This window comes from Bacillus sp. MT94 (assembly GCF_058792475.1).
On sequence record NZ_JBXAEZ010000012.1, the window covers coordinates 37431 to 58472 of the forward strand.

At 37.2% G+C, this 21042-nt stretch carries 24 protein-coding genes and 2 other annotated features; all 24 genes read right to left on the bottom strand.

Annotation, left to right across the window (positions count from 1 at the left end):
- Positions 1-76: 76 nt before the first annotated feature.
- Complete coding sequence (locus AC1Q51_RS26775) at positions 77-676, bottom strand: class I SAM-dependent methyltransferase (protein WP_000763269.1); 600 nt, start codon at positions 674-676, stop codon at positions 77-79.
- Positions 677-752: 76 nt separating this feature from the next.
- Positions 753-1112, bottom strand: coding sequence for a 50S ribosomal protein L7/L12 (rplL, locus tag AC1Q51_RS26780; RefSeq protein WP_000159737.1), 360 nt, complete (start codon positions 1110-1112; stop codon positions 753-755).
- Between the two features lie 67 nt (positions 1113-1179).
- A complete protein-coding gene (gene rplJ, locus AC1Q51_RS26785; protein ID WP_000048718.1) occupies positions 1180-1680 on the bottom strand; it encodes a 50S ribosomal protein L10 in 501 nt (166 codons plus the stop codon).
- 39 nt (positions 1681-1719) lie between these two features.
- Positions 1720-1863: a sequence feature (ribosomal protein L10 leader region), on the bottom strand.
- Positions 1864-1912: 49 nt separating this feature from the next.
- Positions 1913-2605, bottom strand: coding sequence for a 50S ribosomal protein L1 (rplA, locus tag AC1Q51_RS26790; RefSeq protein ID WP_002094239.1), 693 nt, complete (start codon positions 2603-2605; stop codon positions 1913-1915).
- 176 nt (positions 2606-2781) lie between these two features.
- Positions 2782-3207: a 50S ribosomal protein L11 gene (gene rplK / locus AC1Q51_RS26795; RefSeq protein ID WP_001085872.1), complete on the bottom strand. Its 426-nt coding sequence runs from the start codon at positions 3205-3207 to the stop codon at positions 2782-2784.
- A 167-nt stretch (positions 3208-3374) separates the two neighbouring features.
- Positions 3375-3908 (bottom strand): transcription termination/antitermination protein NusG, encoded by a 534-nt coding sequence (gene nusG / locus AC1Q51_RS26800; RefSeq protein ID WP_000415794.1) that lies wholly within the window; start codon positions 3906-3908, stop codon positions 3375-3377.
- A 131-nt stretch (positions 3909-4039) separates the two neighbouring features.
- Complete coding sequence (gene secE / locus AC1Q51_RS26805) at positions 4040-4219, bottom strand: preprotein translocase subunit SecE (RefSeq protein WP_001241323.1); 180 nt, start codon at positions 4217-4219, stop codon at positions 4040-4042.
- 32 nt (positions 4220-4251) lie between these two features.
- Positions 4252-4398 carry a 50S ribosomal protein L33 gene (gene rpmG, locus AC1Q51_RS26810; RefSeq protein ID WP_014481927.1) on the bottom strand — a complete coding sequence of 49 codons (147 nt, stop codon included), beginning with the start codon at positions 4396-4398 and terminating at the stop codon, positions 4252-4254.
- A gap of 136 nt (positions 4399-4534) precedes the next feature.
- On the bottom strand, positions 4535-5194 hold the full coding sequence (locus AC1Q51_RS26815; protein ID WP_000387198.1) for an RNA polymerase factor sigma-70: 660 nt from the start codon (positions 5192-5194) through the stop codon (positions 4535-4537).
- Between the two features lie 67 nt (positions 5195-5261).
- On the bottom strand, positions 5262-5774 hold the full coding sequence (locus AC1Q51_RS26820) for an NYN domain-containing protein (protein ID WP_492331806.1): 513 nt from the start codon (positions 5772-5774) through the stop codon (positions 5262-5264).
- A 3-nt stretch (positions 5775-5777) separates the two neighbouring features.
- A complete protein-coding gene (gene rlmB, locus AC1Q51_RS26825; RefSeq protein ID WP_492331807.1) occupies positions 5778-6521 on the bottom strand; it encodes a 23S rRNA (guanosine(2251)-2'-O)-methyltransferase RlmB in 744 nt (247 codons plus the stop codon).
- Entirely contained in the window at positions 6518-6925 is a 408-nt protein-coding gene (locus AC1Q51_RS26830; RefSeq protein ID WP_000564261.1) for a Mini-ribonuclease 3, read from the bottom strand. Before AC1Q51_RS26830 ends, rlmB begins: the two co-directional genes overlap by 4 nt.
- 2 nt (positions 6926-6927) lie before the next feature.
- Complete coding sequence (gene cysS / locus AC1Q51_RS26835; RefSeq protein ID WP_000152272.1) at positions 6928-8325, bottom strand: cysteine--tRNA ligase; 1398 nt, start codon at positions 8323-8325, stop codon at positions 6928-6930.
- Positions 8306-8971, bottom strand: coding sequence for a serine O-acetyltransferase (cysE, locus tag AC1Q51_RS26840; RefSeq protein WP_090978618.1), 666 nt, complete (start codon positions 8969-8971; stop codon positions 8306-8308). The genes cysS and cysE overlap by 20 nt, the downstream gene beginning before the upstream one ends.
- A 138-nt stretch (positions 8972-9109) precedes the next feature.
- Positions 9110-9355: a binding site (T-box leader), on the bottom strand.
- A gap of 47 nt (positions 9356-9402) precedes the next feature.
- A complete protein-coding gene (gltX, locus tag AC1Q51_RS26845; RefSeq protein WP_000415150.1) occupies positions 9403-10860 on the bottom strand; it encodes a glutamate--tRNA ligase in 1458 nt (485 codons plus the stop codon).
- 89 nt (positions 10861-10949) lie between these two features.
- On the bottom strand, positions 10950-11426 hold the full coding sequence (ispF, locus tag AC1Q51_RS26850; RefSeq protein ID WP_000488386.1) for a 2-C-methyl-D-erythritol 2,4-cyclodiphosphate synthase: 477 nt from the start codon (positions 11424-11426) through the stop codon (positions 10950-10952).
- Between the two features lie 116 nt (positions 11427-11542).
- Positions 11543-12223, bottom strand: coding sequence for a 2-C-methyl-D-erythritol 4-phosphate cytidylyltransferase (gene ispD, locus AC1Q51_RS26855; RefSeq protein ID WP_053565450.1), 681 nt, complete (start codon positions 12221-12223; stop codon positions 11543-11545).
- 16 nt (positions 12224-12239) lie between these two features.
- Entirely contained in the window at positions 12240-13343 is a 1104-nt protein-coding gene (locus AC1Q51_RS26860; protein ID WP_000919679.1) for a PIN/TRAM domain-containing protein, read from the bottom strand.
- Between the two features lie 160 nt (positions 13344-13503).
- On the bottom strand, positions 13504-14577 hold the full coding sequence (disA, locus tag AC1Q51_RS26865) for a DNA integrity scanning diadenylate cyclase DisA (protein ID WP_000392164.1): 1074 nt from the start codon (positions 14575-14577) through the stop codon (positions 13504-13506).
- Between the two features lie 3 nt (positions 14578-14580).
- Entirely contained in the window at positions 14581-15957 is a 1377-nt protein-coding gene (radA, locus tag AC1Q51_RS26870) for a DNA repair protein RadA (protein WP_001085199.1), read from the bottom strand.
- A gap of 95 nt (positions 15958-16052) precedes the next feature.
- Positions 16053-18488 (bottom strand): ATP-dependent protease ATP-binding subunit ClpC, encoded by a 2436-nt coding sequence (gene clpC, locus AC1Q51_RS26875; protein WP_000971170.1) that lies wholly within the window; start codon positions 18486-18488, stop codon positions 16053-16055.
- Positions 18489-18510: 22 nt separating this feature from the next.
- Complete coding sequence (gene mcsB / locus AC1Q51_RS26880) at positions 18511-19575, bottom strand: protein-arginine kinase McsB (protein ID WP_000050836.1); 1065 nt, start codon at positions 19573-19575, stop codon at positions 18511-18513.
- Positions 19576-19579: 4 nt separating this feature from the next.
- Positions 19580-20128: a protein-arginine kinase activator protein McsA gene (gene mcsA, locus AC1Q51_RS26885; protein WP_000128385.1), complete on the bottom strand. Its 549-nt coding sequence runs from the start codon at positions 20126-20128 to the stop codon at positions 19580-19582.
- A 170-nt stretch (positions 20129-20298) separates the two neighbouring features.
- Positions 20299-20760, bottom strand: coding sequence for a transcriptional regulator CtsR (gene ctsR / locus AC1Q51_RS26890; RefSeq protein WP_001244560.1), 462 nt, complete (start codon positions 20758-20760; stop codon positions 20299-20301).
- Positions 20761-21042: the final 282 nt, after the last annotated feature.

Below are 21042 nucleotides of genomic sequence, written 5' to 3' on the forward strand. Positions count from 1 at the left end.
CAAAAATATACATCTTTCTCAACGCAGAAAATCATATATTGGCATTGTATAATGTTAACATAGCCAAAAATAACCGTCAACGTTTTTTTGATTTTATGATATAATATCCTTTTTTCTTTTCTACAATCTCAACTTCAGAAAATACTTCTTCTAGTTTTTTCAGCGCAGATGGTGCACCTTGCTTCTTTTGAATAACAATCCAAAGTTCTCCACCTGGAACTAAATACTCCACAGCTTTTTCTAAAATCTCATGTACGATATCCTTACCCGCACGAATTGGAGGGTTAGATAGAATAGCAGCATACTCGCCATCTACATTTTCATAGACGCTACTTTGAAAAATACGTATATTCTCGATTCTGTTATTAGCGGCATTTTCTTTCGCAAGCCCAAGCGCCCTTTCATTCACATCCACCATGTGAACTTCACAACCTTGAAACTCTTTCGCTAACGACAAACCAATAGGACCGTATCCACAACCTACGTCTAATATATCACCTTTAATATCCGGCATTTGAAACGCTTCAATTAAAAGACGAGAACCAAAGTCCACCTCGTTTTTCGAAAACACCCCATGGTCAGATAAAAAAGTAAATTGAGATCCACGGAGTGGAAATTCCCATCGTTTACGATCACTTTTACTAGAAGGGTCGTTAGAAAAATAATGGTCTGCCATATGGCCACCTCTTTTCTTTACAGTTAAAAAAAAAGCTCGCATGAGAGCGAGCTTTTTTTAAAGCATCAAAAGTTAATTACTTAACTTCTACAGCAGCGCCAACTTCTTCAAGTTTAGCTTTCATTTCTTCAGCTTCCTCTTTAGAAACGCCTTCTTTGATTGCTTTTGGAGTGTTGTCAACTAATTCTTTAGCTTCTTTTAAGCCAAGACCAGTGATTTCACGTACAGCTTTGATAACTTTGATTTTTTGAGCGCCAGCACTTGCAAGTACTACATCAAACTCAGTTTTTTCAGCAGCAGCTTCACCAGCGCCACCAGCTACAGCTACAGGAGCAGCAGCAGTTACGCCGAATTCTTCCTCGATAGCTTTTACTAAGTCGTTAAGTTCTAATACAGTCATAGATTTAACTGCTTCAATGATTTGTTCTTTAGTCATTGTAAATATCCTCCCTTAAATAGGTTTGTATTGTTTTATAGATAACAAGTAATTATCTTTTAAAAAATTAAGCGCCTTGCTCTTCCTTTTGTTCTGCAACTGCTTTAGTAGCAAGTGCAAGGTTACGGATTGGAGCTTGAAGAACGCTAAGAAGCATAGAAAGTAAGCCTTCACGTGATGGAAGAGTAGCGATTGCTTTAACCTCATCAAGTGTTACAAGTTTACCTTCGATTACGCCCGCTTTAATTTCTAAAGCTTCATGTTTTGTAGCGAAGTCGTTTAATACTTTCGCAGGAGCAACTACATCCTCGTTACTGAACGCGATTGCGTTTGGTCCTGTTAAGAATTCGTTTAACTCAGCCATTTCAGCAGATTCTGCAGCACGACGAGTTAGAGAGTTTTTGTAAACTTTGAACTCAACGCCAGCTTCACGTAATTGCTTACGTAATTCTGTTGCTTCAGAAACTGTTAAACCACGGTAGTCAACAACAATTGTAGATTTACTAGCACGAAGTTTGTCCGCGATTTCAGTTACAACTTGTTGTTTAGTTTCGATTACTTTGCTCATGTTATTACACCTCCTGTAGATTATATAGAAGATGTACCGAAAGTGCACTAAAAACCTCCATGCCCAACTTGTAGACATGGAGGCATATAGTCACAGAAAAAAATTCCGTTTCGTATATTAACACCTAGGTAGGAAATTAAGTCTATTGACACCTACTGTCTACGGTACACTATTTAAATTCACAACATAAATGATTATATTAAATCTTCTTTATGAAGTCAACTTCCAATTTTTACGCTAATGTAGAAACGTCTACGCGTACGCCAGGTCCCATTGTAGAAGCAACTGTTACGTTCTTCATGTAAGTACCTTTTGCAGCAGATGGCTTAACTTTTAATAAAGTGTCAGCGATTGTTTTGAAGTTTTCTACTAATTTAGCATCTTCGAAAGATACTTTACCGATTGGAACATGGATGTTACCAGCTTTATCAACGCGGTATTCAACTTTACCAGCTTTGATTTCGTTAACAGCTTTAGTTACATCGAAAGTAACTGTTCCAGTTTTAGGGTTTGGCATTAAACCTTTAGGTCCTAATACGCGACCAAGTTTACCAACTTCACCCATCATGTCAGGAGTTGCTACTACTACATCGAAATCGAACCAACCTTGTTGGATTTTACCGATGTAATCAGTATCGCCTACGAAGTCAGCGCCAGCAGCTTCAGCTTCTTTAGCTTTTTCACCTTTAGCGAACACTAATACACGTTGTACTTTACCAGTACCGTGTGGAAGAACAACTGCACCACGGATTTGTTGGTCAGCTTTCTTAGGGTCAACACCTAAACGGAATGCAGCTTCTACAGTTGCATCAAATTTAGCTGTGTTTGTTTTCTTTACTAATTCTACTGCTTCTGTTGCAGAGTAAGCAGATGCACGATCAACAAGCTTTGCAGCTTCTACGTACTTTTTACCTCTTTTAGCCATTTTTATTTCCTCCTCGAATGTGGTTTTAGCGGAATAACCTCCCACGTTTACGCCTGTTTTCAGGTATAACCTGAGGATGAGCGCCATCCATTTATTTAAAAACAATAATCATTTACGATAATAAAGGTTGCGAATTGGAATTCCAGACCCGCAACCTTTTTTAAAAACAAATCGAATTAGTCTTCGATAACGATGCCCATACTGCGTGCAGTACCTTCAACCATACGCATTGCAGCTTCTACGCTAGCAGCGTTTAGGTCAGGCATTTTAGTTTCAGCGATTTCGCGTACTTTATCACGCTTAACAGTTGCCACTTTATTACGGTTTGGTTCACCAGAACCAGACTCAATACCAGCTACTTTCTTAAGAAGAACAGCAGCAGGAGGAGTTTTAGTAATGAAAGTGAATGAACGGTCCTCAAATACCGTAATTTCAACAGGGATGATAAGACCAGCTTGATCTGCTGTACGAGCGTTAAACTCTTTACAGAAGCCCATGATGTTAACACCTGCTTGTCCTAATGCTGGACCAACTGGTGGAGCTGGGTTAGCTTTACCTGCAGGAATTTGAAGCTTTACCATTTTAATTACCTTTTTAGCCACGAGACACACCTCCTTAAGTCCGTGATGTGGTCAATTGGACAGTGATTTGCCCTCCCACGTCATATTTTATCTGTAAGGATAAAATCTTTCAAAAAACGTCTCCGATAACGAAGACGTACTGACTTAAAAGATATTATCACTTTTTACAATTCATTTCAAGTTTCATTTTATAATTTTTCAATTTGATGGAAGTCAAGTTCAACTGGAGTCTCGCGACCAAACATGTCCACAAGTACGCTAACCTTTTTCTTCTCCACATCAATTTCTTCAATAGCACCTGTATAATCTGCGAATGGCCCCTCATTTACACGTACTGTCTCATGAAGTTCAAAGTCGAAATCAACCACTTCGTTGTCCATTCCCATATGTTTCATAATGGTAACAACTTCCTCTTCTAATAGAGGTGATGGTTTAGATCCAGAACCAGAAGAACCAACGAACCCAGTTACACCCGGCGTGTTACGTACAACATACCAAGAATCATCAGTCATGATTAATTCTACTAATACATAACCTGGGAACACTTTTCTTTTCATTAATTTTTCTTTTCCGTTTTTCATTTCTACTTCTACTTCTTCCGGGACAACAACACGGAAAATTTTATCTTGCATACCCATTGATTCTACACGCTTCTCTAGGTTTGCTTTTACTTTATTTTCATATCCAGAATAAGTATGGACAACATACCAACTTTTTTCCATTCATTTAGGACGAGCGTCCTTCCCTCCCTGACGTACATTTTTTTGCGCAAATGAAAAAACCCGTTCACCGGGCTTTTACACAGTTCTTATAAATAACATTATATCATGGATAAGTGCTTCTTATTCAAGAATTAACCAAGAATTAACCGAATTAAAGAAGAAATGCCCATATCAACTACTGCGAAGAAAATCGCAAAGAACACAACTGTAGCAACAACAGTCGCTGTTGAGCGGAGTAATTCATCTTTTTTAGGCCAACTTACTTTTTTCATTTCGCGACCTACATCGCCGAAAAAGTTCGTTAAACGCATCTGCGGGACCTCCAGTGTATTATTTCAATTATTTATTTTGTTTCCTTGTGAACTGTATGCTGATTGCATGTTTTACAAAACTTTTTTATTTCAAGTCGCTCTATTGAGCTCGTATCTTTCATAGTAGAGTAGTTTCGATTTTTACACTCTTCACATGAGAGTACAACTTTTTTCCTCATTAGTTACACCAACCTTGTAACATTATGTCCCTAAAAATGTATCATACAATAAAAGACAATGTCAATGACATGCATTTTGTACTGGCTACAAAAGAAAACAGGTGATTTATTTTACACCTGTTGCACTTGTTATTTGTTATGAATTTAAAGTTGTACTTTCTCGCATTTCCATATATCGTTCCAATTTCCTCTTCACCCGCTGTAAAGCGTTATCAATAGATTTCACATGTCTGTTTAACTGTTCTGAAATCTCTTGATAAGAACGCCCATCTAGATATAAAGAAAGTACTTTTCTTTCTAAATCGCTTAATAATTCTGATATTTTTGATTCTATGTCTGTATATTCTTCTTGGCTAATAATCATCTCTTCAGGATCAGTTACCTTCGCTTCAGAAATAACATCCAATAATGTTCGATCAGATTCCTCATCGTAAATCGGCTTATCTAAAGACACATACGAATTTAAGGGAATATGTTTTTGCCTTGTTGCCGTTTTAATAGCGGTAATAATTTGTCGAGTGATACACAGTTCAGCAAATGCTTTGAATGAAGACAGCTTGTCCTCTTTATAATCACGAATTGCTTTAAACAATCCTATCATACCTTCTTGAACAATATCTTCTCGATCGGCACCCACTAAAAAGTAAGATCTTGATTTCGCGCGAACAAAGTTCTTATATTTGTGAATTAAATATTCTAGAGCGTCAGTATTACCTTTTCGAACTAACTCAACGATTGCCTCATCCTCTAAATCACGAAATGTAACGTCGCCTACACTTACGAAGCCTGCTTCCACCTTGATCCCTCCGACCGCTATTTATTTAGCAATATTATACAGTAAAAAGACAAAGAGCGTCAATGCTTCAACGCTCTCCTCTTCTTAATTTTTCTAATTTTTCTGTAATATCTTTACTAAATATCTTTCGCATGGCGGGTTGCTGTTCTTTCGTGTCTTTTGTACGCCTTCTTACTTGTTCCTCCATTGCCTGTACTTCCAACTCTAATTCACGCGCAGATTTCCGAAGGGCACCTTGCGCAAATATAACCCATTGTTCCGTGTAATCAGAAGTCGCAACATATATTCGTGTATTTATATTTCTAAGCTCTATCGCAAGCTGCTCTATCTTTTCGTCTGCAGTTTGATTCTTTCGTGTGAATATTACTTCCACACGAGATTGTTTCATCTTTTTTTCAATACCATGTACTGTATAGGCATCAAAGACTATCATCACTTTTGTACCTGTATAACCTTGATAATCCGCCATCTTATCAATAAGTGCATCTCTTGATGATTGTAAATCTACATCCCGCAGTTTCTTCAAATCTCCCCAAGCTCCGATAATGTTGTAACCGTCAACGATTAAAATATCGTTCATCTTTTATTTACCAATTTCGTGACGTTTACGATATACCTCATACATTAACAAACTTGCGGCTACGGAAGCATTTAAGGATGTAACTTTACCAACCATCGGTAGAGTGATTAGGAAATCACACTTTTCACCAATAATACGACTCATACCTTTTCCTTCACTACCAATTACTAACCCAATTGGCATTTTACCATCTAAATTACGGTAATCCGTTCTCCCTTTGGCATCTGTACCAGCAATCCAAAGTCCACGTTCTTTTAATTCATCAATTGTACGGGATAAGTTCGTTACGCGCGCAACAGGAATGTATTCAATCGCTCCTGTTGATGCTTTCGCAACTGACGCTGTAAGCCCCACAGCCCTTCTCTTTGGAATAATAATTCCATGAGCTCCTGTCGCATCAGCAGTACGCATAATAGAACCTAGGTTATGCGGATCTTCAATCTCATCTAAAATTAAGAAGAATGGATCTTCATTACGTTTTTCTGCCACTTTGAATAACTCTTCTAACTCCGCATACTGATATGCAGCTACTTGAGCAATTACACCTTGATGATTACCCTCAACTAATTGATCTAACTTTTTCTTTGGTGCATGTTGTAAAATAACCTTATTTTCTTTCGCTAACGCTAGTACAATCTGTACTTGTCCTTTGGCAGCACCTTCTGCGATCCAAATTTTATTTATATCTCTCCCTGATCGTAACGCCTCAATTACAGGGTTACGTCCGATAATATATTCACTACTCATGATGATGTGCCCCCTTCCTTTTCTTCTAAAACTGCAATAGCCTTATATACAATTTCATCTAATCTTTCACGGTTATTTAATAAATGATGATAACCAATTAGCGCTTCAAAGGCTGTACTATGTCGATATGTTTGTACATCCGTATTTTTTGGAACTGTACCTGAATTTGCATTACGTCCTCTTCTTAATACCGCCTCTTCTTCCTCTGTCAAAAACGCCGTCTCTAATAAATGATAAACAACTTTCGCCTGTGCTTTTGCTGAAACAAAGCTTGTCCCTAATCGATGTAATTGATTAGGGCGAACTTTCCCTTTTTGAAGTAGGTGATAGCGGATATATTGTTCATATACCGCATCACCCATGTATGCTAACGCTAAGCTGTTTAATTGCTTTGCATCAATCATTCTTATCCTCTTTTCCATCTTGTACCTTGAGCGGTATCTTCTAAAATAATATTACGGTCTTTTAAGTCATCGCGAATTTGATCTGATAATGCAAAATCACGATTTTTACGAGCTTCAATGCGTTTTTGAATAAGTGCATCAATTTCTTCATCAAGCAACTCTTCTTGCGCTAATTCTAACCCTAAAATATCAAATAATGTTTCAAGTTGTTTTACGTATGCTTCAATTACCACTGTAGACGTATGTTCTTCCAGTAAATATTGATTCGCATGATTTGCCACATTATATAACTCAGTGATTGCATTAGCAGTGTTGAAGTCATCATTCATCGCTTCTTCAAATGCAGTCTGGAATTTTTCCAGTTCCGCCAACCATTTCTCATTATGGTCTGTTAAATCAGTACTACTTTCCATACGGTGTTTTAAGTTACCGTAAGCCGTCTTAATTCTTTCCAGTCCGTTATTTGTGCTTTGTAATAACTCTTCACTGAAATTAATTGGATGACGGTAATGTACCGATAGCATAAAGAATCTAATTAACTGCGGATTATATTGCTTAATGATATCGTGAACTAAAATAAAGTTCCCCAATGACTTAGACATCTTCTCATTATTAATATTAATATATCCATTGTGCATCCAGTAACGTGCAAATGTTTTTCCAGTTAACGCCTCAGACTGCGCAATTTCATTCTCATGATGAGGAAATGCTAAGTCTTGACCACCAGCATGAATATCGATTGTATCTCCTAAGTATTTACGTGCCATTGCCGAGCATTCAATATGCCAGCCTGGACGACCTTTCCCCCAAGGGCTTTCCCAGAAGATTTCTCCTTCTTTAGCATCTTTCCATAAAGCAAAATCAAGAGGGTCTTGTTTCTTTTCTCCTACTTCAATACGCGCACCGTGACGTAAGTCTGCGATTGGTTGATGCGATAATTTACCGTATCCTTCGAATTCCTTCGTTCTAAAGTACACATCACCTTCTGATTCATATGCATATCCTTTATTCACAAGTTCTTGAATAAATTCAATAATAATATCCATATTTTCCGTTACACGCGGATGAACTGTTGCGTGTTTGCAACCTAGTGCCGTTACATCCTCAAAGTACGCTTCAACGAAACGGTCAGCAATTGTCGGCACATCTTCACCTAATTCATTTGCTGCTTTAATTAATTTATCATCTACGTCAGTAAAGTTGGACACATACTGCACATCATACCCTTTATATTCTAAATAACGGCGTACCGTATCAAATACCATAGGTGGTCTTGCATTCCCAATGTGAATATAGTTATAAACTGTAGGTCCACACACATACATCTTTACCTTATTTTCTTCTAATGGAGTAAACTCTTCCTTTTGACGTGTTAACGTATTATAAATGTGAATAGTCATTTTTATCCTTCCTTTCTACCTTTACTTCAAGTTGTTTTTTCAATTTATCAAGTTCTACTTCCATGACCTTTAACTTATCAAAAATTGGGTCTGGAAGGTCAGAATGATTTAATTCTTGACCGATTTTTACTCCATTTTGAATAACGACTCGGCCAGGTATACCTACAACTGTAGAATGTGCAGGGACTTCTTTTAATACGACAGAACCTGCTCCAATTTTAGAATTCTCTCCAACTGTAATAGAACCTAGTACTTTAGCACCTGTTGCAATTAATACATTATCCTGAATTGTAGGGTGCCTCTTTCCCTTTTCTTTACCCGTACCACCTAATGTAACCCCTTGATAGATCGTTACATTATCACCAATTTCGCACGTTTCTCCAATTACAACCCCCATTCCATGGTCTATGAAAAAACGACGACCAATTGTTGCTCCTGGATGAATCTCAATGCCAGTAAAGAAACGACTAACTTGTGAGATCGAACGTGCAATAAAGAAGAAATTTTTTTTATAAAAAGCATGTGCAATTCGATGGGCCCAAACTGCATGTAATCCAGAGTAAGTCAAAATGACTTCGAAATAACTTCTTGCCGCTGGATCCTGTTCAAAAACGACTTCAATATCTTCCCGAAGCCTCTTAAACATCGACGTTCCCTCCCCTTTATGGGCTGCTTTTTCGAATGAACTAACTCCCTACTTATCTCCCTAAATCTTTATACACGTAGATAAAATTTATACTCATACCCAGTTTTACGGTATAAAAAAAGACGCCTCTGTCATATTGACAGAGACGCCTTATAAGCGCGGTTCCACTCTGTTTAGGCTAAAAAAGCCTCAAACTCATCTCTGATAACGGTGTACACCGCTTCTGCTTACTTTACGCCCTAAGACGTTTCGCAAAACAATTTACTGTTCAGCAGAAGACTCGAAGGGGCATTTCAAAAATCCGCTTATAAACCACTTCCAGCCTAAAGGTGGTTCTCTCTGTAAAAAGCCTGATTTTCTACTTCTCCTTCTCGTCGCTTTTCCTTATTAGGTTTTAAGTATACTTATTATATTTCTAAACCTAGAAAATGTTAACCAATTACTTTTTGAAGACGATTTAAAACTTTTTCTTTTCCAAGAAGTGCAATAGCATTCGGAAGCTCTGGACCATGTGTTTGACCAGTAGTTGCAACACGGATTGGCATAAATAAGTTTTTACCTTTATGACCTGTTTCCTTTTGAACTGCTTTAATAGCCGCCTTAATTGCTGCTGGTTCCATCGCTTCTAGTGCTTCTACTTGACCAGCAAATGCACGAAGTACTTCTGGTACTTGTTCACCTTTTAATACTTCTTGTCCTTCTTCTTCATAATCAACATGATCTTTGAAGAACATTTCAGAAAGCTCTACAATTTCAGCTCCAAAACTCATTTGTTCATGGTATAAAGCAATTACACCACGGATCCAATCTTGGTCTTGTTCACTTAAAGTTTCTCCCACACGTCCAGCTTTCACTAAATGCGGTAAACTTAACTCTACAACCGTATCTAAATCTTGCTTTTTCATATACTGGTTGTTCATCCATTTTAGTTTTTGAGAATCAAATAATGCAGGTGATTTTGATAAACGAGCTGCATCAAACATTTTGATAAACTCATCTTTAGAGAAGATTTCTTCTTCACCTACTGGTGACCAACCTAATAGCGCAATAAAGTTAAAGATTGCTTCTGGAAGATATCCAAGCTCTTTATATTGCTCAATAAATTGAATAATAGATTCATCACGCTTGCTTAATTTTTTACGACTTTCATTTACAATTAAAGTCATATGACCGAATTGTGGGATATCCCAACCGAAAGCTTCATAAATCATCATTTGTTTTGGCGTGTTTGAAATATGATCATCACCACGAAGTACATGTGTAATTTCCATTAAGTGATCATCTACTGCTACCGCAAAGTTATAAGTTGGGATTCCATCTTTTTTCACGATAACAAAATCACCAAAATCATTTGAATGGAATGCAACTTCGTCTTTTACGATGTCTTTGAATGTGTAATCACGATTAGCTGGTACACGGAAACGAATACTCGGAATACGTCCCTCAGCTTCAAATTCTTTCATTTGTTCTTCAGTTAAATCACGGTGGTTACCTGCATAACGAGGTGTTTCACCACGAGAAATTTGTCCTTCACGCTCTGCTTCTAGCTCTTCTTCTGTCATATAACATTTGTAAGCTAAACCACGCTCTAATAAATCTAGATATAATTTTTTATAAATATCTAAACGCTCTGTTTGACGATATGGTCCAAATTCACCGCCAACATCAACACCTTCATCCCAGTCCATACCGAGCCATTTTAAGTATTTTAATTGGCTTTCTTCTCCACCAGCCACGTTACGTTTTACATCAGTATCTTCAATACGAATAATAAACTTGCCATCTAAATGACGAGCAAATAAATAATTAAATAATGCCGTACGCGCATTTCCGATATGTAAGTGTCCTGTTGGACTTGGCGCATAGCGCACTCTCACTTGCTTTTCCATAATTGGTACACCTTCCATTCTTAATGTCTACACATTCTATAATTGTACAACAAAAAAATGTGATTATCCATCTTACGAATTAAAAACCATTATTTTTTCTGTAATAATACCACTGCTTGAGAAGCAATTCCTTCTTCCCTACCTGTAAATCCTAATTTTTCTGTTGTAGTTGCCTTTACATTAATGTTATCTATAGACGTTTCTAACAGTTCACTAATACGTTTACGCATACTTTCAATATGCGGTGCCATTTTTGGCTTTTGAGCAATAATTGTACAATCTAAATTCCCTAACTCGTAACCTTGTTCACGCACAAATTCCCAAACTTTTTGCAACAATACAGCTGAATCTGCATCTTTAAAAGCTGGGTCTGTATCAGGAAAATGCTTTCCGATATCTCCTGCTGCAATGGCACCTAAACATGCATCAGCAATCGTATGTAACAATACATCTGCATCTGAATGGCCGATTAATCCTTTCTCGTGTGGAATTGTAATTCCGCCAATAATTAACGGTCTACCTTCTGCAAATTCATGCACGTCAAAACCTTGTCCAATTCGAAACATTCTTTACATCCTCCTTGAGCTAAACCACTGAGCTTTATGACTCTATATTATATCGATATCCTTACAAAGAAAAGCCCGGCCATTGCCGAGCTTTCCTTTGTTATACACCATCACGGCTATTTTTTCAGAACATGAAGGAAACTTTCAGCAATTAGTAAATCCTCTGGAGTCGTCACTTTAATATTATAGTAACTCCCTTCTACTACACCTACTTGCTTTCCAATACGTTCCACGAGACTTGCATCATCTGTACCAAGAAAACAGCTCTGTTTTGCACTTCTATGAGCTTCTAGCAAAAGAGAAACAGAGAACCCTTGCGGTGTTTGTACAGCCTTAAGCTGAGATCGTTCTACCGTTTCGACAACAACACCTTGCTCTACCTTCTTAACTGTATCCTTTACTGGCACTGCACAAATGGAAGCTCCATATTTTTCTGCTGCTGTTAATACATCTTGAATCACTTTATTCGTTACGAATGGGCGCGCTCCGTCATGTACAAGAACGTATTCAACACCACTCGCATGCTGAATCGCGTTATATACACTATCTTGTCTTTCGGCTCCACCCTGAATAAATTGTACCTGTTTTTCAATCGGATACTTCTGCATTAATTCTTCAAAATACGGGCGTTCCTCTTCGTTAATTGCCATAACAATACTTTTGCACGCTTTATCTCTTTCAAAAGCACGTAATGTATGAACGATAATCGGTACTTCATTTATAAGTAAGAACAACTTATTTTTGCCAGCACCCATCCGCTTTCCTTGGCCGGCTGCCGGAATAATTAATGTATACATATTAATAATCCTCTACCTATAATGCTTTTTCTAATAATTTACGTTTTGCGAAAATCATACGACCAGCTGATGTTTGTAATACGCTAGTAACCAGTACATTAAGTTGCGAACCTACATACTCTCTACCATCTTCTACTACAATCATCGTACCATCATCTAAGTACGCAACACCTTGGTTTTGCTCTTTACCATCTTTCACAACATAAACATTTAATTCTTCGCCAGGGAGTACAACTGGTTTAATTGCATTAGCTAAATCATTAATGTTTAACACTGTTACTCCTTGTAATTCAGAAACTTTATTTAAGTTAAAATCATTCGTTACTACAGTTCCACCGGTGATTTTTGCTAACTTTACAAGTTTGCTATCCACCTCTTGGATATCCTCGAAATCGCCTTCATAAATTTCTACCGGAATCGGCATCTCTTTTTGAATACGATTTAAAATGTCTAGTCCTCTGCGACCACGATTACGCTTTAAAGCATCGGAAGAATCGGCAATATGCTGAAGCTCTTCTAATACGAATTGTGGAATCACAATTGTTCCTTCCAAAAACTTCGTTTGGCAAATGTCAGCAATACGTCCATCGATAATTACACTCGTATCGAGAATTTTCCAATGAGTCGTAGATTTTTCTGCTTCTGCCTCTTCGTTCTCGTTATTATTTTTCTTCTTACCTCCGCGTTGGGGTAATGTAAATAATCCTAGCAATTCATTCCTCTTTTTAAATCCTACTTGGAATCCTAAATATCCAAGTAAAAGAGTGAAGAACACTTGCAATACCGTACTAATAACCGGAATTGTAAATTCACGAATCGGTATTAAAATTAAATATGCAACAATAAGACCAGAGATCAATCCTAATGTACCAAATAAAACATCTGCTACAGGCGCCTTTACAAGAGCCTCTTCAATATGCTTAATAAGTTGAACAATATAATCTACAAGCCAAAATGTTGTTAAAAATAAAATAATTGCACCAATAATCGCACGAACATACGATCCTTCCAATAAAGGAACAGCACCGATGTCTAATACATTAATAACTTTTGGGATTAAGTAAATCCCTAACGCTCCCCCGATCACTAGAAAGAAGAGCTGTACGATCCGTTTTAACATCCAACCACCTCCTACTCATTATTAACCATTGTTTCGCTAATCAAAACGCCGAATGCAAAAGCGGACGTGTTTTTTTATAAATAGTTTTATTTACCAATATATCATATCATATACCAAAAATGTTCTAGTGTCGTTATATTATGGAATCAATGTAATATTCTTAATTGTGTCTACTCATATATAGATGCTCTTGAATTCTTTTTAGGCCTTCTCGTATTTTCTTCGCCCTTACTTCCCCAATTCCTTCCACATCATCCAATTCATGAATAGTCGCGCGACAAACTCCTTGCAACGTTTTGAATCGATTAATTAAATTTTCAATGATAAGTGGCGGAACACGAGAGATTTTGCTTGTAATTCGATATCCCCTTGGCGTCACACTTTCTTCTAAACTGGTTTGCCCTGGGTAACCAAGTAATTTAACTAAATCACTATCCTCTAAAAGTTGTGTATTTGCAAGGTCCTGTAACTTTTTCAAAATTTGATGATGGTCTTGTGTTTTCTCCTGATGGTAATCTTTAATTAACAATGCTGCCTCTGCTTCTAAATCAGCTAGTAATTCTGTAAGCTGTAAACGAATTAACCTACCTTCTGTTCCTAACTCATGAATATAGCTCAATATTTCATTTTTAATACGCAGTACCATTTCAACACTATGTAAAACGTGAACTACCTCAGACATTGTAACGACCTCTTCAAATTCTAGAATGCCCAAATTCGTAATACCATCATTCCATACAGCCTTATATTTTTCTAACGTTTGAATAGCTTGGTTTGCCTTTGTTAAAATAACCCCTATATCTTTTAGTGTATAACGTAAGTTCCCTTGATATAGCGTAATTACGTTACGTCTTTGTGAAATGGCCACAACAAGGCTGCCCGTCTGCTTCGCTACACGTTCTGCTGTTCGGTGACGCATACCGGTTTCAATAGAATCAATAGATGCCTCTGGAACTAACTGTGCATTCGCTATTAAAATTTTACTTCCCGTTTCATTTAAAATAAGTGCCCCGTCCATTTTTGCTAATTCATATAAACTAGCAGGAGAGAATGCACAATTAATGTGAAAACCACCATCCACAATACTTTTAATCTGCTCATTATATCCAAGAACAATTAGCCCCCCTGTTTGTGCGCGAAGTACATTATCTATCCCTTCACGCAGTGGTGTTCCTGGGGCCACGAGCTGTAAAATATTAATCATACTTTTGACACGTTGCTTATTTTCTTCCATAGCCTAGCCTCCTAATGTCAAACGAAGCGCTTCTCCTAAATTAGAAACACCTACAACCTCAATCCCATCCGGAATTGTCCATCCTCCTAAGTTTTTTCTAGGAATAATAACACGTTGAAATCCTAATTTAGCCGCTTCTTGTACACGTTGTTCGATTCTTGATACTCTTCTTATTTCTCCAGTTAATCCTACTTCTCCTATTACTGCATCAGTTGGTGCCGTAGATTTATCCCTAAAACTTGAGGCTATACTTAAAGCCACTGCTAAATCAATTGCCGGTTCGTCTAATTTCAAACCACCAGCTACTTTTAAATATGCATCTTGATTTTGCAATAGTAAACCTGTTCTTTTTTCTAATACTGCCATAATAAGCGAAACACGGTTATGATCAATTCCCGTCGCCATTCTTCGAGGATTTCCAAAACTAGTAGGGGAGATTAATGCTTGTATTTCTACTAAAACCGGTCTTGTTCCTTCCATTGAAGCAACTACTGTTGATCCTGCAACACCAACCGGCCTTTCCTCAAGGAAGATTTCAGAAGGATTTAAAACTTCCGCAAGACCAAGCTCTTTCATTTCAAAGATACCCATTTCATTCGTGGAACCAAAACGGTTCTTCACAGCCCGTAAAATACGATACGTATGGTGTCGATCTCCTTCAAAATAAAGAACTGCATCGACCATATGTTCTAACATACGAGGTCCTGCAATTGCTCCTTCTTTTGTCACATGCCCGACAATGAAAATAGGGATTCCTTTTGTTTTTGCAAGTTTCATTAATTCCGCTGTACATTCACGTACTTGTGCCACACTTCCTGGTGCTGACGTCACTTCAGGTAAATGTATCGTTTGAATAGAATCAATAACAACAAAAGCTGGATTCATCTCTTCAATATGTGCTGCAATACGCTGCAGGTCTGTCTCTGCTACAACAAATAGATTGCTACCCTTTACATGCAAACGATCTGCACGAAGTTTAATCTGTTTTGCCGACTCCTCACCAGATATGTATAATACATCATATGAAGAATCTGCTAATTGTGATGAAATCTGTAATAGTAATGTTGATTTTCCAATCCCAGGGTCTCCACCAATAAGCACTAAGGACCCATCTACAATTCCACCACCAAGCACACGATTAAACTCTTGAAATTCCGTTTCAATACGTGCCTCAGACTTTGTTTCTACTTCGGTAAGACGTCTTGGTTTTGTTACTTCCGTTTGAATTGCATTCGCGTAATTAAGGCGCCTAGATGATACAACTGGCTCCATTTCTTCAACAAGTGTATTCCATTGACCACATCCAGGACATTTACCCATATATTTTGGTGACTGATAACCACATTCTTGACATATAAATTTCGTTTTCTTTTTAGCCATACCTTTTTATAGTTCACTTCACTTTCGTCTATAAACGTTTATCCTTCTCGTACAAGAAAGAGGGCTATCGCGTAGCCCTCTTTGTTTGTCTATACTTATTTTACCTTTTCCGCACTATGAATGACAAATGATTCTCCTTCTACATCAAAGATAACTTTTTGTCCTTTCTCAATAGCACCTTTTAAAAGTTCTTCTGATAGTCTATCTTCTACATGTTTCTGAATTGCTCTGCGAAGTGGACGAGCGCCATACTCACGATCAAATCCTTTATCTGCAATAGCTGAAATTGCCCCTTCCGTTAAGTGCAATTCGATTTCTTGTTCTTTTAAGCGATTAACTAACTGATTTACCATAAGAGTTACAATCTCTTGAATATGTTTTTTCTCAAGCATATGGAATACGATAATTTCATCAATACGGTTTAAGAATTCTGGACGAAATGCCTTTTTCAGCTCATCCATTACTTTACCTTTCATATCCGAATAATCACGGCTTTCATCTTGTACATTAAATCCAAGATGTTTGTTACGTTTTAACGCCTCGGCACCAACGTTAGACGTCATAATAACAATCGTATTACGGAAATCAACTGTACGTCCTTTAGAATCTGTTAAACGACCATCTTCTAATACTTGTAGTAAAATATTAAACACATCTGGATGAGCTTTCTCTACCTCATCTAATAAGACAACTGAATATGGCTTGCGACGAACTTTCTCTGTTAATTGTCCACCTTCTTCATATCCAACATATCCTGGAGGAGAACCAACTAAACGGGAAGTAGAATGCTTCTCCATGTATTCTGACATATCGATGCGAATCATTGCATCTTCATCACCGAACATAGATTCTGCTAGTGCTCTTGCAAGTTCTGTTTTACCTACACCTGTTGGCCCTAAGAAAATAAATGAACCAATTGGGCGCTTCGGATCTTTTAATCCTGCTCTTGCACGACGAACAGCTTTTGCTACAGCTACTACTGCTTCATCTTGACCAATCAAACGATCATGGAGAATGGATTCTAAATTTAATAATTTATCAGTCTCTGTTTGTGCAAGTTTAGAAACTGGGATACGCGTCCATGTAGAAACGACATTTGCAATATCTTCTACCGTAACCTCTGAATTTTCTTTTCCTTGTTGCTCTTTCCATTGACGTTTTGTATCTTCTAACTTCTCACGTAAGCGTTGCTCCATATCACGTAAGGATGCAGCCTTTTCAAATTCTTGACTTTGTACAGCTGCATCTTTTTCTTTTCGAATCTCCTCAAGCTTCACTTCAAGCTCTTTTAAGTTTGGTGGTGTTGTATAAGAACGTAAGCGAACTTTTGAAGCAGCTTCATCAATTAAATCAATTGCTTTATCTGGTAAAAAGCGATCTGTAATATAACGATCTGAAAGTTTTACAGCTGCATCAATAGCGTCATCTGTAATAGATACACGGTGATGCGCCTCATAACGATCACGTAAACCTTTCAAGATTTGAATCGATTCTTCTAAACTTGGCTCATCAACATGAATTGGTTGAAAACGTCTTTCTAAAGCCGCGTCTTTTTCAATATATTTACGATACTCATCTAAAGTTGTTGCCCCAATACATTGTAACTCTCCTCGTGCTAAAGATGGTTTTAAAATATTCGATGCATCGATTGCACCTTCTGCTCCACCTGCACCAATTAATGTATGAAGCTCATCAATAAATAGAATAATATTGCCTGCTTGGCGAATTTCATCCATCACTTTCTTTAAACGATCTTCAAATTCACCGCGATATTTCGTTCCAGCTACCACTGTACCCATATCTAGTGTCATAACACGCTTATCTCTTAAAGTTTCAGGAACTTCATTATTTACAATTTGCTGTGCTAATCCTTCTGCAATTGCCGTTTTACCTACACCAGGCTCACCAATTAATACTGGGTTGTTTTTCGTTCTACGGCTTAATACCTCAATTACACGTTGAATTTCTTTACCACGTCCAATAACAGGGTCTAAGCGATTTTCACGCGCAACAACTGTTAAGTCCCTTGCTAAACTATCAAGTGTCGGTGTATTTGCATTTGATGCTGAACCACCTTGATGACCTGAACTAGCTTCATTACTTCCAAGAAGTTGTAAGACTTGTTGTCTTGCTTTATTTAGACTTACACCTAAATTATTTAAAACACGTGCGGCTACACCTTCACCTTCACGGATTAAACCGAGTAAAATGTGTTCTGTTCCAACGTAAGAATGGCCTAGCTTACGCGCTTCATCCATAGATAATTCAATAACCTTTTTAGCACGAGGTGTATAATGTACAGTTTGAGAAGCTTCTGTTCCACGCCCAATTAACGCCTCTACTTCTTTTTGAACTTTCTCTGGACTTAATCCAAGAGCAATTAATGCTTTTGCTGCAATTCCTTCACCTTCGCGTACAAGCCCAAGTAAAATATGTTCTGTTCCAATATTATTATGCCCAATACGAATTGCTTCCTCTTGAGATAAAGCTAATACTTTCTGTGCTCTTTCTGTAAATCTTCCAAACATCATAGAAATCGCCTCCTACTTGCGCTTAGTTTTTTTCAATACGTAATCGCTCACGGATTAAGGTTGCTCTTCGATAATCTCTTTCTTCTGGCCCTAAAGGTCCACCTGCGTATTGTTGTAAAATACCTGGTTGCGTAAGAACCATTAGCTCAGTCAAAATATTTCTCGATATACCTTTTATATATCCTAGATCAATACCAAGTCGTACATCCGATAAGCAATTGGCTGCTTCTGCAGATTGAATTAAACGACTGTTTGCTAGTATGCCGTAAGAACGATAAACCTTATCTTCAAGTTCAATACTTGAATTTTGTACAATTAATTCTCTAGCTATTTTTTCTTGCTGTATAATTTGTTGAATGACACTCTTTAAATCTGCAATAATATCTTCTTCAGACTTTCCTAGCGTCATTTGATTTGAAACTTGAAATATATTACCTAACGCTTCGCTACCTTCACCGTATATTCCTCTTACTACTAACCCTAATTTTTGAATTACTTGTATAATACGGCTAATTCTTTTTGTTAAAACCAGTCCCGGTAAATGAATCATCACAGAAGCTCTTAACCCTGTGCCAACATTAGTAGGACAACTTGTAATATATCCAAGTGACTCATCAAAAGCGTATTCAACTTCTTTCTCAATCCAATTATCTATTTGATTGGCGCTTTGAAGCGCCTCTGATAACTGTAATCCTGAAAATAGGCACTGAATCCGAATATGGTCTTCTTCATTAAGCATAACACTAATATGTTCACTTTCTGATAGTAGACATGCTCCATATTCTGTCCCTGCAAGATTTGGACTAATTAAATGCTTTTCGACTAAAACTCTCCTTTGAAGAGGGGTTAATTCATTCATCTTTAATAGTCCAAACTCCCCAAAGGACCCTACTGCTTTATTTATAAATTTCTTTTTGAATAATTCATGAATCTGTTTAGCTTCTTCTTCGTTTTGCATAGTGGAAAATTGATATTGTTTAAAATTACGAGCCAAACGAATTCGACTACTTAAAACAATATCAGAATCAGGGCCATCCCCCTTCATCCATGGACTAATTGCTTCGTTCATAATTTTGTCCAGTGACATAGAATTATTCCCCCTCCCTATGCTCACTAAGCTGTATTTCAAGACCTCGGATTTTATCCCTTACCTCTGCAGCTTTCTCAAATTCCTCTTTCTGTACGTATTGTTTCAGAATAAGTTTTAGTTCATCTAATTCTTTCTTTAAGTGGATATTTCCTTCTATACGTTCCGGAATTTTTCCACAATGTTCTGTATGCCCACCGTGAAGGCGTTTTAATAATGGCTTTAAATGCTCCTTAAATGTATCGTAACAAGAAGAACAGCCAAAACGTCCGACTTTTGTAAATTGTTCATATGTCATCTTACAATCTGGACACCTTACTATATCTGCATTTGAAAATCCATTTTTTCCTTCTTCAAACATTGTTGATTCACCGTGTAATAAACCAGCAAATAAATCATGAAATGAAAAGTTAGACTGCGATGATTGAAAGAAAGACGTATAGCCACTTTGCTCTGCACATTGCTCACAAAGATGAACTTCCGCCTTCTTCTCGTTAATTACTTTTGTATAATGTAAAGTTGCTGGTCTTATGTTACAGTTTTGACAAGTCATCACTATCCCCACCTTTACAACAGGAACGCTCTATCTCATGATACTTTTCATACATTACTAGATTGTTCGCTTTCCTGAATCCATTTAAATAAAAGTGCATGTTCTTTTTCAAAACTTCTACAATATTTAACTGCTTTATCTTAGTTATCAATCTTTTACAAAAGTTATATTTATTTATATTTCAGTGTTCTTAACATTGCGCATAATATTCGAGCCCTAAGTTCATCTCGAGAAGGAACATCCATTGATAATACAGAACGGTCTATTACACTTAACATCAGTTTCGCTTCACGATTTGTTATGATTCCCTCTTCTATTAAACGTATAATCATACTTTCTGCATTCCCTTGCGCAACGCTATGATCAATCATATGAAGCATTTGATCAATAATGTCTATATCATCATGCAGTTTGACTTTTATAATGCGAATGTAACCTCCTCCACCACGTTTACTTTCTACTACAAATCCTCTTTCTAACGTAAAACGGGTATTGATTACATAATTGATTTGAGATGGTACGCACTCGAATCGATCCGCAATCTCATTTCTCTTGATTTCAATCACATTATTATTACTTAAGTCAATAACTTGCTTTAGATATTGCTCAATGATATCAGATATATTTCTCATTTATCCGCCACCTTTATTGACTTTGACTATCTTTGACTTTAATTATATACGTATTAATAAAATTTGCAACTCTTTTGCTTATTCACTATCCTAGCCACATTCCCTTGTATTTAAACAAAATATGAATACTTTAAACACATTTTTTATTACTATGGATTATAAAATAAAACACGAAAAAACACGAGTCATTTGACTCGTGTTTTAGTTGCTTGGCGACGTCCTACTCTCACAGGGACAAGGTCCCAACTACCATCGGCGCTAGAGAGCTTAACTTCCGTGTTC